The organism is Methylocella tundrae, from assembly GCF_038024855.1.
Classification (GTDB): domain Bacteria; phylum Pseudomonadota; class Alphaproteobacteria; order Rhizobiales; family Beijerinckiaceae; genus Methylocapsa; species Methylocapsa tundrae.
In genome coordinates this window covers 13031-28417 of record NZ_CP139088.1, presented here as the reverse complement: position 1 = coordinate 28417, position 15387 = coordinate 13031, and the positions used below count along the sequence as shown (strand labels likewise).

General features: G+C 61.7%; 15 protein-coding genes. 9 read left to right on the top strand and 6 right to left on the bottom strand.

Going from position 1 to position 15387, the window contains the following annotated elements:
• Nucleotides 1–333: 333 nt before the first annotated feature.
• The 3 genes from SIN04_RS01135 to SIN04_RS01125 form a co-directional block, all read right to left on the bottom strand.
• Nucleotides 334–1566 (bottom strand): CmpA/NrtA family ABC transporter substrate-binding protein, encoded by a 1233-nt coding sequence (locus SIN04_RS01135; protein ID WP_134493121.1) that lies wholly within the window; start codon nt 1564–1566, stop codon nt 334–336.
• Nucleotides 1563–2165, bottom strand: a complete 603-nt coding sequence (locus SIN04_RS01130; RefSeq protein ID WP_134493119.1) for an ANTAR domain-containing response regulator — start codon at nt 2163–2165, stop codon at nt 1563–1565. The genes SIN04_RS01135 and SIN04_RS01130 overlap by 4 nt, the downstream gene beginning before the upstream one ends.
• A gap of 225 nt (nt 2166–2390) precedes the next feature.
• Complete coding sequence (locus tag SIN04_RS01125; protein WP_134493117.1) at nt 2391–2729, bottom strand: hypothetical protein; 339 nt, start codon at nt 2727–2729, stop codon at nt 2391–2393.
• 114 nt (nt 2730–2843) lie between these two features.
• Between SIN04_RS01125 and SIN04_RS01120 the strand changes: the two genes are divergently transcribed.
• Both SIN04_RS01120 and SIN04_RS01115 read left to right on the top strand, forming a co-directional pair.
• Complete coding sequence (locus SIN04_RS01120) at nt 2844–3791, top strand: LysR family transcriptional regulator (protein ID WP_134493115.1); 948 nt, start codon at nt 2844–2846, stop codon at nt 3789–3791.
• A gap of 115 nt (nt 3792–3906) precedes the next feature.
• Nucleotides 3907–4083: a hypothetical protein gene (locus SIN04_RS01115; protein WP_166796068.1), complete on the top strand. Its 177-nt coding sequence runs from the start codon at nt 3907–3909 to the stop codon at nt 4081–4083.
• Nucleotides 4084–4227: 144 nt separating this feature from the next.
• On the opposite strand, the gene SIN04_RS01110 is transcribed toward SIN04_RS01115, so the two are convergent.
• On the bottom strand, nt 4228–4452 hold the full coding sequence (locus tag SIN04_RS01110) for an alkylphosphonate utilization protein (protein WP_134493215.1): 225 nt from the start codon (nt 4450–4452) through the stop codon (nt 4228–4230).
• A gap of 357 nt (nt 4453–4809) precedes the next feature.
• Here SIN04_RS01110 and SIN04_RS01105 point away from each other — a divergent pair, with 357 nt between their 5' ends.
• Nucleotides 4810–5757, top strand: coding sequence for a transporter (locus tag SIN04_RS01105; protein ID WP_134493113.1), 948 nt, complete (start codon nt 4810–4812; stop codon nt 5755–5757).
• 46 nt (nt 5758–5803) lie between these two features.
• Here SIN04_RS01105 and SIN04_RS01100 read toward each other — a convergent pair whose 3' ends face one another.
• Entirely contained in the window at nt 5804–5953 is a 150-nt protein-coding gene (locus SIN04_RS01100; protein WP_341263910.1) for a hypothetical protein, read from the bottom strand.
• Between SIN04_RS01100 and SIN04_RS01095 the strand changes: the two genes are divergently transcribed.
• From SIN04_RS01095 to SIN04_RS01075, 5 genes are all read left to right on the top strand, one after another.
• Nucleotides 5952–6284, top strand: coding sequence for a cupredoxin domain-containing protein (locus SIN04_RS01095; RefSeq protein ID WP_134493111.1), 333 nt, complete (start codon nt 5952–5954; stop codon nt 6282–6284). The two genes, SIN04_RS01100 and SIN04_RS01095, sit on opposite strands and share 2 nt — an antisense overlap.
• Nucleotides 6285–6294: 10 nt before the next feature.
• Nucleotides 6295–7128 carry an FTR1 family iron permease gene (locus tag SIN04_RS01090; RefSeq protein WP_134493109.1) on the top strand — a complete coding sequence of 278 codons (834 nt, stop codon included), beginning with the start codon at nt 6295–6297 and terminating at the stop codon, nt 7126–7128.
• 354 nt (nt 7129–7482) lie between these two features.
• On the top strand, nt 7483–7878 hold the full coding sequence (locus tag SIN04_RS01085) for a cupin domain-containing protein (protein ID WP_134493107.1): 396 nt from the start codon (nt 7483–7485) through the stop codon (nt 7876–7878).
• A gap of 431 nt (nt 7879–8309) precedes the next feature.
• The gene (locus tag SIN04_RS01080; RefSeq protein WP_134493105.1) at nt 8310–11000 is read left to right on the top strand and encodes a lipase family protein; all 2691 of its coding nucleotides are present in this window, start codon (nt 8310–8312) and stop codon (nt 10998–11000) included.
• Nucleotides 11001–11100: 100 nt separating this feature from the next.
• Nucleotides 11101–12162: a patatin-like phospholipase family protein gene (locus SIN04_RS01075; RefSeq protein ID WP_134493103.1), complete on the top strand. Its 1062-nt coding sequence runs from the start codon at nt 11101–11103 to the stop codon at nt 12160–12162.
• An 11-nt stretch (nt 12163–12173) separates the two neighbouring features.
• Here the strand turns inward: SIN04_RS01075 and SIN04_RS01070 are convergent, their stop codons facing one another.
• Nucleotides 12174–13871, bottom strand: a complete 1698-nt coding sequence (locus SIN04_RS01070; RefSeq protein ID WP_134493101.1) for a SulP family inorganic anion transporter — start codon at nt 13869–13871, stop codon at nt 12174–12176.
• A gap of 331 nt (nt 13872–14202) precedes the next feature.
• Here SIN04_RS01070 and SIN04_RS01065 point away from each other — a divergent pair, with 331 nt between their 5' ends.
• Nucleotides 14203–15375 (top strand): isovaleryl-CoA dehydrogenase, encoded by a 1173-nt coding sequence (locus SIN04_RS01065; RefSeq protein ID WP_134493099.1) that lies wholly within the window; start codon nt 14203–14205, stop codon nt 15373–15375.
• The last annotated feature ends 12 nt before the right edge of the window (nt 15376–15387 follow it).

The window sequence follows — 15387 nt, the reverse complement described above, 5'->3', positions numbered from 1 at the left end:
CCGGCGACGGGCCTTGCGGCTCTGTGCTGAAAAACAAAAAAAAGCCGCCGGCCAAGCCTTCGCAATCCGTTGAGTCCCGGATTGAGATTGCCCGATCAGCAGCTTTGCTTATGGTGCGCCCGCCATTGGACGCCGTATCTCGCGGCCTATTCAGCCTTGCCTACTATCATAGCAAGAACCGAGCCAATATTCAGGGAAGGGCGAATCCACAATGAAATCAGAAGGCGGCCATAGTGGCCACGAATCGCGGTCGTAGGCTCCGGTCAAATAACTGGCATTCTGCACTTCGCGGGCGCACAAAATCTGGACAGCAGGACATTGCCGTCCCGACGATCAGCGGATAGCGGCGCGACTTTGAGCGGAAATGTAAGCGTCGATCTCGTCGGGATCGAACAGGCCGCCGTCAAAGAAGCCATCGGGGCCGAGAGTCAGGCTCGCGCCCGCCGAGCCGACCGGGGTGGCTGCTCCGAGCGCCCCCTCCACCTTTGCGTTCGCCCCGGGCAGCGCCACGCCGAGCGGCTTCAGCGCCGAGCGGTAAAGGTCGGGACGGTAGGTCTCGCGCGCGACTGCCTCGTTGGACTTGTCGTGGCTCACCTGTCCCCAGCGCACCATCTGCGTATAGAACCAGAGCGCATGGCTTTTCCAGGGAAAGGTCGCGGCCTTTGCGAACGGAATGAAAAAATCATCCACGGCCAGGATGTCGCCGCCAGCGCGAATGCGGCCTGAGAGCGCCGGCGTCATCCAGTCCGCCGGCCTCGCAAGAAAGGCGGGACCGGCGATCAGCGAGGCCAGTTCTTCCCGGTTTGTCGCGTCGCCGCACCAGCGCGCCGCCTGATAGAGCGCTCGCAGCAAGGCGGCAAGCGCCTCGGGATTGGCCTCCGCCCAGCGCGCCTCAACGCCCAAAACCTTTTCGGGGCTGGACTTCCAGATGGCCGCCTTGACGGTGACGATGCGTCCGTAACCCAGAATGTCCGCCGCGGTGTTCCACGGCTCGCCGACGCAATAGCCGTCAATGCCGCCGGCGCCGATCGCATCCAGCATCAGCGGCGGCGGCACGACGACGATCTCGACATCGCGATCGGGCTCGACGCCGCAGGCCGCAAGCCAGTAGCGCAACTCGTAATTATGCCCAGAGTGCGGATGAACGACGGCGAAGCGCAACGGCGGCAGACCCTTCGCCGCTCGGCCCGCCAGCACCGCCTTCAGCGCGAGGCCGGATGACATTGGATCAAGATCGGCCCTTGCGCCATGCGCTTCCATAGCCCTCCAAAGCGTATTCGAAACCGTGACGGCGTTGCCTCCAAGGCCAAGCGCCATGGGCGCTATCGTGCGTGAGGCGAGCGGCGTTAATCCGAGATTGCTGGCGATCGGCATCGGCGCCAGCATGTGCGCCACCTGAAAATGGCCGACGGCCAGACGATCGCGGATGTTCGCCCATGACGTTTCGCGCATGAGGACCAAATCGACGCCTTCCGCCGCAGCAAAACCCTTCTCTTTTGCCGCGACAAGGAGCGCGCTGTCGAGCAAAGGCATGAAACCAGCCGTGATTTGATGAGCCTGGCTCATGGTTTCTCTCCGGGTCCGAGCAGCGCCGCGGCGGTCACAAGGCTTTGGGCGATCTCCACCATCTTGCGGTTCTGGTTCATCGCGGTCTTTCGCAAGAGCGCATAGGCCGCCTCCTCCGACAGTCCATTTGACTTGATGAGGATTCCCTTGGCGCGCTCGATCAGCTTGCGGTCTTCAAGCTCGCTGCGGGCTTCCTCGAGTTCGCGAGTGAGGCGGGAAAAAGCGTTGAACCGGCTGATCGCCATGTGAAGGATCGGCTTGACGCGTTCCTGCTTAAGACCGTCGACCACATAGGCGGACACGCCGGCGTCGACAGCCGCCTCTATCTCCGCGTGATCGGAGCGGTCCACGAACATGGCGATCGGCCGTTTCACGGCGCGCGAGAGCTGGAACATGTTCTCCAGCATGTCCCGATTGGGATTTTCGAGGTCAATGACGATGACGTCGGGATTGATCTCGGCGATCCGCCTCGCAATCCCGTCGATGTCATGAATGACCGTCACATTGTCATGGCCCGCTTCACGCAGGCCGGCCTCTATGATCGAGGCGCGAATGCGATTCGCGTCGATAACCAGAATGCGAAGAAATTTCGATGCCATCGCCAGATTTTGCGCAAGCTGATGATTTGCGCAATGCCGCAAGTTACAAATCGCACCCTTTGGCGCTGGGACGGAATGGACCTGAAGCGGGTCTATTGCCGTCAGCGGCCTGGCCGGAGGCCGATAACCGACGCTGGCGCCGCCACGGGGCAAGCGTCACGGCAAAAGGGACGCCTTGTCCGGCGTCCCTATCGCTATCTTTGCACATGCCGGCCGGCGCGGGGCTTAGTTTGAGAGCGCCGTCTTGTGCACGAGCACGTGGTCGTTCCACCGGCTGATCTCGACGGCTTCGGCCTGGGCGCCGGCGCCGCGAGGCGTCGAGAAAGTGACGCTCTGGCCGGGCGCGAGCACGCTCTTGACGCGCACCGGCGCTCCGTCCTCGCCCTCCTGCGCAAGCGTGGCGACGACGTGGAAACCATCGCTCTCCACCGTGTAGTAGGCGACGCCGGACAAGCCGCCGAGATCGATGGCCTGGCTCTGGATCGGTTTTAGTCCCTCGGCCTCGACTGCGCTGAGAGAGGCAAGCGCAAACGCGGCCGCTGCGAGTGTTCGATAAAAGTTCATGATCAAATCCTTCATCATCTGATTTTGCTTGGCGCCGGGCTCAAAACCCGGACATCCGCCGTTGACAGACAGATGCTATCCGCCACATCATTAGTCAAATAGATCGGATCAATGATGTCCATCGATTATAGTAATTTAGCGCGCCTCGATCTTAATCTGCTTGTCGCCCTCGACGCGCTGCTTTCGGAGCGCAGCGTCACCCGCGCCGCCGCGCGCATCGGCATTGGACAATCGGCGATGAGCCACAATCTCGCGCGTCTTCGCGCGCTGTTTGGCGACGAACTCCTGACGCGCGCGCCGGACGGCATGCGCCCGACGCCCCGCGCTCTTGGGCTCATCGATCCCGTGCGGGTCGCGCTCTCCCAAATCGAGGCGCTGGTGTCGCGGGAGCAGGCCTTTGATCCACGCACCGCCGATCGCGTGTTTCGCATCGGGCTGCCGGATAGCGTCGAGGTGCTCATCGGCCCCGCGCTCCTCTCCCATCTTTGCAAAACGGCGCCGGGCGTCAGGCTGCGGCTGCATAGCATCGACTCGTCGCAGATCCTCGACAATCTCGACGCCGACCGCCTCGACATCGCATTCGGGATCGGTTCGTTCGCGGAAGGACAGACGCACCATAAGCAACGGCCGCTCTTCACCGAAACATATTTATGCATGTTCAACGCCGCGCTGGTGGGACTGTCGCCGCCGATCTCGCTCGACGATTACGTCCGGCTGCCGCATGTGCTGACGAGCCTGCGGCCCGGCGAGCATGGGGTCGTGGACGACGCGCTTTCGAAGCTCGGGCTCAAGCGCACAATCGTCCTGACGACGCCGCGCTTCATCGCGGTGCCGTTCCTTGTGCGCGGCGCGCCGGTGGTCACCACCATGCATGCGCGTCTGGCGCGTTTCTTCGCCGAAACCCTCGGCCTGACCCTCAGCCCGCCGCCGGTAGAACTGCCGGAAATATCCATCTCCCTGCTTTGGCACGCCTCGTATGATCACGATCCAGCGCATATATGGCTGCGCCAGACCGTCGCGCGTCTCGCGGTCGAGTCGGCGAGAGATCAAGGAGCGGCCTGACGCTTTTGAGGCGGCGCATGGCGCCGCATTCGCGGAAAACATCTTGGAGGGCCTATCCGACCGTGCTTTGATCAGGGCCGCCAAGAATGGCTGGTCACGATGCGAGGAAAACGAGATGAACGGCAGCCGCTATTACGGGGTCCGGGTCGAGGGAGCCAAATATGGAATTGGCTTCGGCTCGGCGCTGGCCATCACGATTTCATATTCGGCGAACCACTCGATCCTGTGGGCGATCATCGACGGAATTCTGGGCTGGCTCTACGTCATTTATTTTGCGCTTTTCCGTGGATGATCGACGAATGAAGGTCAGACCAGCCACGTCTTGCGCATTTTAACCGATCAATCGCGCGGCGGCGCGAGATGGCCATTGGCGAACGACAAAAGGACGAGGATCAATTCCTCGCCTCGCGCGCGGCGGCCGCCCAGGGCCCCGCGGCTATGCCTTTTTGAGGAATTCGGTTTTGAGCACGAGTCCTTTCACCTGCTTCGTGCTGCACTCAATTTCGCCGGGCGCATCCGTCAGCCGAATGTTTCTGACCAAAGTCCCGCGCTTCAGCGTCTCGGACGTGCCTTTGACCTTCAAATCCTTAATGAGCGTCACGTCGTCGCCGTCGGCGAGCCTCGTTCCATTGCTATCCTTCACGATGATCTCGTCTGTCACGTCGTTCCTCTCCTGGCGCCGGCGTGCGGCGCGCACGCCGGCGCCTTATAAATCATAAGGCCGGACATTCCATCTTCTCCTTTGCAGGCTGCCGGTCGCCTCGAGGCTCCGGCGTCGGCGGCGACGCGACTTTCCGCATAATGCGTCGTCTCCCGCCTGTGCGGCTGCCGGACGCGCACCGAAAGTTTAGATTACTCATAATAAGCGCGATAATACCTTATAATCAAAGTGCATCTTTGTACACGCCCCTATTATAATGATTCTAAAGTTTCGAATGTTTATTGCAGGGGCGTTTTATTTACGCTTATCACACCGCAGCGGTGCGACATTGACTGCTCGGACCGGCGGGACTCTTCCATGCGTAACCTTCATCTGTACCTGCGCGCCGGCACGGCCCGGATAAATCCCTTCCTCCTGGCGGCCTTGACCTGTTCGCATGCCCTGCCCGCGCGCGCCGCTGATGCGCCCGCCCTGACGCAGGGGGCCTCCCCAACTGCGATCGACGCCTTTCATGAGCTTGAGACCAAGTATATTTTCGGGTTCACCGAGGGCAGCGACATTGGCGAAGAAGGCGAAAGAGCTATCGAATTCGAGACGACGGGCTCCTTCGCGATGCGCGGCGGATCGTTTTCCGCCATCGAGCAGGAGATCGAGTTCGAAAGCGTGCCGACGCAGTTTTTCGGTTATGAGTTGAGCGCTCATGGCCTGTTGCAGTCGGTCAACAACGTGAACGGCCTCGACAATTTTCATAACTTCAACTTTGGCGGCCTTTCGGCGGAATTTAGATTTCTTCTCGTCGATCGCGGCCCCGCCTCGCCGTTCGGCTTGACCGTTACCGTCGCGCCCGAATGGGCTCGCGTTAACGACGTCAGCGGCGCGGTCATGACAGATTTCAGCGCAGCCTTCCGACTGATCGCGGACACCGAACTCATTCCCAATCGACTCTATGCCGCCGCCAATCTGATCTATGAGCCCGACGTCGCCAGGGCCTACGGCGAAACCTTCTGGCAGCGAAGTTCCGATCTCGGCATGACGGCGGCGATGTCATATCGCGTCACTCCGAAAGTGACGCTTGGCGGCGAACTGCAATATTACCGCGCCTTCGACGGCCTCGGCATGCAATCCTTCCTCGGCAACGCTCTCTACATAGGTCCGACATTGCATATCCAGTTCACCAGCAAAATCATGCTGGCGGCGGCGTTTTCGACGGAGGTCTCAGGCCATGCGATTGGCGAGGGCCGCTCTTTGGACCTCACAAACTTCCAGCGCAGGCTCGCCAACCTCAAGCTCGAAATCGAGTTCTAAAGCGCGATGCCGAAAAGTGGCCAACTTTCTGGACAAATATCATGTGTTATAACAAAGACTTCACGAACAGCAATTCGATTTCGCTTAAACGCATTCTGCTCCAGGACGGCGTTGCCGCAGTCATATTCCAGCGGCAGCGCCGCCGCAATTGCAGGAGTTGAGAGATGAAGCTGTCTGCTTCGAGAAGATCGACCATGAGCGCCGGCGCACTGGCGATTTGCTTCCTCGCCGCCGGTTGGACCGCCGCGGTCCGCGCCGAAGACGCCGCGACCGTGCGCCTGTCGCTCAAGGATCACCGGTTCCAGCCCGCGGAGGCGCATGCGCCGGCTGGCAAGCCGATCACAATAGAAATCAAAAACCTCGACGCGACGCCCGCCGAATTCGAAAGCAAAACACTGCGCGTCGAGAAAGTCGTCGCGGGCGGTGGTGTGATCACCCTCCAGATTCGCCCGCTCGCGCCGGGACGGTACAGATTTTTTGACGACTACCATGAAGACACGACCGAAGGCTTCCTGGTCGTTCAGTGAGAAGGCTCCGATGCTTGGCGCGTTGATTATCGTTTTCCGGGAAGTCATCGAGGCCGGGATTATCGTCGGCATCCTGCTTGCCGTGACAAGAGGCGTGCCTGGCCGGGGCCGATGGATCGCCACGGGCGTCGCGGCCGGCGTCACTGGGGCCGGTCTCCTTGCGGTCTTCGCCGACCAGATCTCGAATGCTTTGGCCGGCGTCGGTCAGGAACTGTTCAACGCCAGCGTTCTCGCCGTCGCCGTCATCATGCTGGCCTGGCACAACATCTGGATGGCCCGGCATGGGCGCGAACTTGCGGCGCAAATGAAAGAAATCGGCGCCGCCGCTGCGAAAGGCTCGCGCTCGCTCGCCGCGGTGGCGATCGTCGTCGCGGTCGCGGTGCTGCGGGAGGGCTCGGAGATCGTGCTGTTTCTTTATGGCATAGTGATCGCAGGCGGCGCCTCGATGTCCGGCCTCGTGGCTGGCGGGCTCGCCGGCCTTCTGCTTGGTTGCGGGGTCAGCGCTTTGACTTTTCTCGGCTTGATCAAGATTCCCGGCCGATACCTGTTCGGCGTGACAACCGTTCTCATCACTTTCCTCGCCGCCGGACTTGCCGCTCAGAGCGTCGTCTTCCTTCAGCAGGCCGGCGTCGCAACCGCCCTCGAAGGAACGGTCTGGGATACGTCCGCGATTCTGTCCGATAGCAGTTTGCTCGGGCGCGTTCTGCATACGCTCGTCGGCTACACCGATCAGCCTTCGGGAATGCAGCTTCTTGTTTACGCGATCACCCTCATCTTGATCTTCGGCCTTACGAAGGCGTTCCAACCGCACCCGCCAGCAAAGCGCCTGGGCGTCGCCGGATAAGGTCGGTTCCGAACGCAAATGGCTGAAGCAGCGCATATTTGCTTCAAACGCGCCTTTTGAGGACGCGGACCCAATGCTCGGCAATGACGGGCTTTTCACGGCCAGACCGGCCTGAGCGCGCCCTCAACGGAGCATGACAGGCTTGGGGCGCCGTCGCTCCAGGGATCATGCAAAGGAGCCTCTTGCGGTAAGTTTTCGCCAAACGGAAACCATCCTCGCGTCCTCCGCCCATCTGAAGGCGCAGCCAGGCAAAGGAAAGCGGAACAAAGAAAAGGGCGCCGCCGTTGTCAGGTCGCTGGTATCGGCCAGCGTGACCGATCCCAAAAGGGCGTGGGACAACTCTGGGAGATCGCTATGACAACCTTGCGGCGCGCGGCGGCTTTAGTCGCTCTCCTGTTGCTCGGCTCTATACCCGCGGCGAGATCGGATGACGCGAAGTTCAAAGGCGCTGTATTGGACCAACAAGCCCTTGGAAGCCTGTCCGGCGAATACGCCATGAAGATGACGCTGCTCGAAATGGACCCAGGCGCGGCAATTCCGGAGCATACTCACAAAGGGCCCGGCATGCGCTACGTGCTCGAGGGCGCAATCGCCATAGCTTGGAAAAACGGCAAGACGGAAATTTTCAAAGCGGGATCCACCTATTTCGAGGCGCCCGGCTCCAGCCACCCGATGGGTCAGATGTCCGCTCGAAATGTGGCAGATGGCAAAACGCGCGTTCTCATCTTCGAAATCCTGCCAAAGCAATAAGGATGTGAAACAAGAGGTCTACGGCTGTTGCCCGCCGACAGCGTCCCACGGAACATTGCGCCGCCCAGAAGCCAGCTTACGGGCGCCATCGTGCTCTAACTTCTTGACGAAGACAGATTCAGACTTTCGCGTTTTGATATTGCCTAGGAGCCCAAATAGGAGGAGGATGAGGCCTAACATTTCAATGTTTCAGACGCTAAGCAAAGAACATACAAGGCCTGATCTCTTTGATTTTCAAGGCGCCCGTTTTATTCGCCTCGCAATAAAACGCGCCTTACTTATACACTATCAATATTAGTGTTATGATTATATAGTCTCGTCAACGGTTGCGACTCTTCTCCTTCGACGAAAAAGTAACTGAACTGAGCCTCTCTAAACCCGAACTAAATCCAGCATTCTCAAAGAAATGTTACTGGAACGGAGTAGAGAAGATGCAATCAGCGCGTCAAATCCTGCCGGGCAGCGCCCGCAGCGTTGTAGCCGGAGCTAGACTTGTCGGGAAGACCGATCCGGCTGCTAAAGTTGACGTCACCGTCGTCCTAACGCGCAAGACCGCGATTCCGCAGGGCGATCTGGCGGAGCACGCTTTGGCGACGCCTCACGAACGGCCGCTTGCCGATCCCGCGGCCTTCGCGGAGCGATACGGGGCGAGCGACGAAGCAATCGCCGCCGTGAGATCCTTCGCCGCCAGACACGGGCTGATCGTAAAGAACGTGGACCAGGGCCGACGCGTCGTCGAGCTTTCCGGCTCCGCATCCGACATGGAGCAGGCGTTCGGGACCGCGTTGCACGATTACGAAACAGGAAAATGCACATATCGCGGACGGCAAGGGCCGCTGCTTTTACCGGCCGACATCGCGCCCTATGTCGAAGCCGTGTTGGGACTCGACAACCGGCCCGCGGCGAAGCCTCGGTTCAGGTCACGCGCCGCTCAGCAATCCTATTATCCAAATCAACTTTCAGCTCTCTACAACTTCCCGCCAGGCGACGGCGCCGGACAAACGATTGCGCTGATCGAGCTTGGCGGAAACTATGGATCGCAGGATCTGCAGACATATTTCGCCGCCGCTGGCCTGACGAAGACGCCCACGGTCCGCACGGTCAGCGTCGTTCCGGGCGCGCCGGTTCCCTACGGACAAGACCCCGGCAGCGATGGCGAGGTCATGCTGGACATCGAGGTCGTCGGCGCGATGGCGCCGGGCGCGACGATCGTCGTCTATTTCTCGGATAACACTGATCAAGGGTTTTTTCAGGCGGCGTCGCAAGCTGTCCACGATCCCGCGACGACGGCGGTTTCGATCAGTTGGGGATCACCTGAGAAGGTATGGTCGCAGCAATCGATGAACGTCTGGGATTCGCTCGGACAAAGCGCGACGCTTTTGAATGTGCCGATCTTCGTGGCCGCGGGCGATCATGGTTGCGCCGATGAACAGCCAACCGACGAAGGCTTTGATGGTCAGCGACACGCTGACTTCCCCGGGACATGCCCCAATGGAGTGGCGTCTTGCGGCGGCACAAGTTTGCTCGGCGGCGGCCGCGCCAAAGCGAAGGAAACCGTCTGGAACGACGGGGACGGGTGGGCGACCGGCGGCGGCGTCAGCATTCACTTTCAGGTTCCTCGTTGGCAGAATGGCGTCAGCGCCGAGAAGGGCGCCGCCCTTTTGATGCGCGGCGTCCCCGACGTTGCGGCGGACGCGGATCCGGACACAGGCGTCAACGTCCGTTCAAACGGAGTCGATCAGGTGAGCGGCGGAACCAGCGCCGCCGCTCCCCAATGGGCGGCGCTCGCCGCCATCCTCAGTCAACAATTGGGGCGGAAGGCCGGCTTCTTCATCCCGCTGCTTTACGCACATATGAAAGCCGGCGCGACGAATGACGTCGTGACAGGAAACAATACCGTATTTGGCGTTGGCGGCTTCTCGGCAAAACCCGGCTGGGACGCTTGTACGGGATTAGGGTCTCCGAACGGCGCGCTGCTGTTATCGCTGCTGGGCTCGTCGCCCCTCGCCACCGGCCCCGTAGCCACCTCCGAACCGGTGAGCGCGACGGCGACGAGCGCGCCAGTGTGCGATGAGGAAATGGCGGCGGTGACAGGCGCAGGAGCCCGCATGGGCGCTCCATTCGATCCGGCCGCCGCGGTGCTTTACGGCAGGTTCATCGCGGCGGCCTACGCCATGTATGACGCCGACCCGAGTAATCTGACGCCGCAGCAGTCCTCGAATTTTCCGAGAGGTTATCAGCTCGCCGCATGGGTCGAGATGCGGGACTTTATCATCGAGAGCGGAGATCCGATTTTTTACGGGTTCATCGCGCAAAAGATGGACGAACCGCACCAGTTCATCCTCGCCATTCGCGGAACGTCGAATGGCGTCGAGTGGTGGGACGATTTGAACGCCTCCATATTGACGCCATTCAAGGCGCCGGGCTGCGGCTCGGTGGGCGCTGGCTTCGCCCGCATCTACGACACGCTTGAGATCGTGGAAGCGCCAGCCAGCGCGGCCGCAGTTCCGCGGTCGCTTCGATCAGTCGGCGGATTTTCGCAGCAGGTCGCCGCATTGGTCCATCGTCGCGCCGCGGCGGCCGCGCGAACAGAGATCCCATTCTCGCCTCCCGCGATCGCCGTCGCGGGGCACAGTCTCGGCGCAGCGCTCGCAACCCTCTACGTCGCGGACAACGCGCGGACCACCCAGATCGCGAACCCTTCGCTCTGCACATTCGCCTCGCCGCGCGTCGGCGATTCTACATTCGCGGCGACGTTCAACGGATCGGACCTGACGTCGTGGCGGATCGTCAACGTGCCGGATGTCGTTCCTAATCTTCCGCCTCAATTCTTGGGTTTCTCCCATGTCGGCGTTTTGCAGCCCTACAATTCCCTCGGAAAGGCGAAATCGTCACTGTCTTGCTGGCACGCATTGGCGACGTATCTCAGTCTGGTCGACCCGTCGCTGCAGCCGGAGCCCGCCTGCCAACTGGAGACGCTCCGGACGGCGGAACGCGCGATCGCGTCATTGCGGACCGCCGCGACGACAATCGCTCCTGCCGCTTCGGTGACGGTGAACGTCACCATCAATGTCGGCGACAATCACAAGCATTCCCTGATATCCAAGGCGTCGCCATCCTGACCGCCGTAGGCGATTCGGCGCCGCCGGCGGCGCCAAGGACGGTCCCGGCTGCGTGCGATTTTCCGGCTTTGAGCCCTTGTCTCGTGGGGATCGCGTGAACATGCGGCAAAGCTCTCCTTGCTCCGATGCTGACGCGTCCGGCCGCAAGCCCGTAAAGCTTGCGTTGCAGGGCGGCGGCGCCCACGGCGCGTTCGTCTGGGGCATGCTCGACCGTCTGCTTGAAGACGGGCGTCTGGGGGTCGAGGCCATAAGCGCGACGAGCTCCGGCGCGATGAACGCGGTCGCCCTTGCCTACGGCCTTGCAATCGGCGGCCCGGAGGCCGCCCGCGAGAAGCTGGCCGAGTTCTGGCGGGGCGTATCGCGCACCGGCCAGCTATTCAGCCCTGTCGGCGCGACGCCTCTTGATGCATGGCTCCGGATGTGCGGGGCGCCGGTCGAGCTGACGCCGAGCTTCATCGCGTTCCAGACGATGACGCAAACCCTGACGCCGCAACAGTGCAATCCGCTCGACCTCAATCCGCTGAAGACGATCTTGCTCAACACCGTTGATTTTGATCGGCTGAAGGCGTCGCCTGCTGCGCCGCCCCTTTTCATCAGCGCGACCAACGTGCGTACGGGGAAGATTAAAGTTTTCGAGAAATCGTCGCTGTCGCTCGAGGCCGTGCTTGCTTCGGCCTGCCTGCCGCAACTGTTCCGCGCCGTCGAGATCGACGGCGAACACTATTGGGACGGCGGCTACATGGGCAATCCGGCGATCTTCCCGTTGATCTATGCGGGCGGCTGCAAGGATGTGCTGATCGTTCACGTCAACCCGATCGAACGCCCTGACCTGCCGGTCACGGCGACGGCGATCGCCAACAGAGTGAACGAGATCAGCTTCAATTCATCGCTCATGCGGGAGATGCGCGCCATCGCTTTCGTCACGCAATTGCTCGACGAGAACCAGCTTGATTCCACAAAGTACAGCCGCATGTTCATCCATTGGCTCGGCAATGACGCGGCGATGGCGGCGCTCGGCGCGGCTACCAAAATCGAGACTGACTGGAATTTTCTGCATGGCTTGTTTGAAGAGGGCCGGCGAACAGCGACGAAGTGGCTCGATGCGAACGTTGACGCGATCGGAAGCCGCTCGACGGTGGACCTCGCCACGACCTTCATGTGACGTGCGCCGGCTCAGCGCGCCGGCCGCGCCGGGCCATTCGCGGACGCTTCGAGGGCGCCGCCTCGCACAGCGTCAATGGCTTCGTGAAGCGTCTCGAAAACCCGCGCCTCTCCGACCGCGGCCGTGACGCCGTGCCGGTCGAGATCCGATCGCAAATATGACCTGACGCGTCCGAACACCACGCCGACGCCGAGACGGCGTAGATCGTCGAGCAGATCGCGAACCGACTGCGCGGCGGAATAGTCGATATCGGTGATCGCGCCGGCGTCGATGACGAGCCAGCGAACCGGGCTCGGCGCGTGCTCCACGAGGGCGCGAATTTCATCGGCGAAGCGGTTGTCATTTGCGTAAAATAAATCGGAGCCGAATCGATAGACAATCAGCCCGGGTTCAGTCTCGGCGCCTGCCGTCGCGGCGGTCTGCTCCCAGCGCCCGGCCGCGTCCGCAACGAGCACCATGGTGTGCGGCCGATAGCTGTGACGCACATGCCTCAGCAGCGACAAGATAATCGCTAGCAAAATCCCTTGTTCGACGCCGATTGCGATCACCGCCGCGGCTGTGGTGATCGCGAGATAGTACTCGCCTGGGCTCTCCCGGCGGATGGCGCGCAATTGTCTGAAGTCGACCATTCTGACCGCAATCGTGAATACGATGGCGGCCAGCACGCACCGGGGCAGATATTGGAGGGGGCCTGTCAGATATAACAACACCAGCAACACAACGCCCGCGAAAGCCAATTGGGCGACCTGGCTGCGCGCGCCCGCGCTATCCGCCATAGCGGTCTGCGTCGGGCTGCCATTGACGACGAAGGCTCCGCTCAAACCGGCCGCCGCGTTCGCGGCGGCGAGCCCAAGAATGTCGGCGTCCTCATCGACGCGCTCGTGATGGCGCACGGCGAAAGCACGCGATGTCGCGGCGCTTTGCGCGATGATCATTACGAAGCAGGAGGCCGCGACCGGCAAAACCGCCAGCAACTCGCTCCAGCTCACCTCAGGAAGCCTGATTGGCGGCAGGCCGCCCGGAACCGGCCCGATGACTGCGATGCCGCGCTCGGCAAAATGGAGCCTCGCGCTCGCGACGATCGCCGCCAGCACGGCGAACAGCGATACCGGGACCTTGGGCAGATAGCGATGGCCGAGCAGAATCGTGGCGATCACCAGCGCCGCCAGAGAGAGCGTTGGCAGATTGGTCCCCGGCAGGCTTTGAAGAACCTGCCAAAGCTGAATGAGCGTGTGATGCGACGGCGCCGCCACCCCGAATATCTCACCGAGCATCGCGATTCCAACCTGAAATCCAACGCCGCCCAGAAATCCGACCAGCACCGTTCGCGACAGAAAATCGGCGAGAAAGCCTAGCTTGAAGAGCCGCGCCAGCAACAAAAAGCCTGCGGTGACCAGCGCCACCATGCCGACCAGCGCCATGTATTTTTCGCTGGCGGGCGCCGCCATGGGGGACAGTGAACTGGAGAAGATCGCCGCGGTCGCGGAGTCCGCCGCGACGACCAGATGGCGCGACGAGCCGAAGACGGCGAAGGCGATCAGCGGAAGAAGGACCGTGTAGAGGCCGGTCACGACCGGCGTCCCTGCGATTCGGGTATAGCCGAGCACTTGCGGAATGTTCATCGACGCCAGCGTCACGCCCGCAAGGGCGTCGCGCGCCGCGGCGGCGGCTCGAAAGGGCCTAAGGCCTGCAAAGAGACTGAGCCCCATCGCCGCGCGTCCTCCGTTTTCATCCTGGCGGCATCATGGCGCAAACGCGGCCGCAGACCAACGGCGCTCCGCTCCGGCCCGCCTCCAGCTGCGCAGTTGTCCATACACCGGCCCCCGGCGTCGCCGCCTGGTCAAAAAACCCCTCTCATCGGCAATTTTCAACGTCGAGCGGAGCCTTGCCCGCTTCCCGCAGGCTTGAACTCGGCTCATGGCGTCCGCCCCGCCGGCCGCGGCAAAACTCGCCCCGACTCGCTTGAAATCACTGCATATGTCGAAAGATAGGCCAAATAGGCCTTGTTGGCCGCAGTCCCAAAGGACAGAATTCGATTCCATGAGCCATAAGCCGCCGGTTCTGGATTTCGGTCTCGGTAAAACCGCCGATCTGATTCGCGATCAGGTCGAGGAGTTCGCCTCGCGCGAGATCGCGCCGCGGGCCGCGACGATCGACGCCGAGAACGCGTTTCCCCCCGAACTGTGGAAAAAAATGGGAAAGCTCGGGGTTCTCGGCGTGACGGTCGCTGAGGAATATGGGGGCGCGGGCCTCGGGTATCTTGAACATGTCCTGGCCATGCAAGAGATCAGCCGGGCTTCCGCATCGGTTGGCCTATCCTATGGCGCGCACTCCAATCTCTGCGTAAACCAGCTTCATCGCAACGGAAGTGGCGAGCAGAAGCGGCGCTATCTGCCGGGGCTCCTGTCCGGCGAGCATGTCGGCGCCCTCGCCATGTCGGAGCCGGGCGCCGGATCGGATGTCGTCAACATGCGTTTGCGCGCGCGAAGGCGCGGCGACCGCTATGTCCTGAACGGCGTGAAGATGTGGGTCACAAACGGCCCCGACGCGGACGTCATGATCGTCTACGCCAAAACCGACCCGGACGCCGGAGCGCGCGGCATCACCGCCTTTATTATCGAGAAGAGTTTTAAAGGCATTTCGACCGCGCCGAAATTCGACAAGCTCGGCATGCGCGGATCCAACACATGCGAGATCCTGTTCGAGGATTGCGAGGTTCCAGACAGCAATGTGCTGGGACTGCCTGAACGTGGCGTGAGCCTGCTGATGAGCGGATTGGATTACGAGCGCGTTGTGCTTGCGGGCGGGCCGATCGGCATCATGCAGGCGTGCATGGATGTTGTGGTTCCCTACCTGCATGAGCGAAAGCAGTTCGGCCAGCCGATAGGCGAATTCCAGATCATGCAGGCAAAGCTCGCCGATATGTACACCGCGATGAGCGCCGCGAAAGCCTATGTCTACGCGGTGGCGAAGGCGTGCGATCGGGGCGAGACGACGCGGAAGGACGCCGCCGGCGCCATACTTTTCGCCGCCGAAAGGGCGACCTCGATGGCGCTCGAAGCGATCCAGTGTCTCGGCGGCAACGGTTACATCAATGACTACCCGACTGGCCGGCTCCTGCGCGACGCCAAGCTGTATGAGATCGGCGCCGGCACCAGTGAAATCCGCCGCATGCTGATCGGCCGGGAACTCTTCAATGAGAGCGCCCGATGACAAAATCCCGAA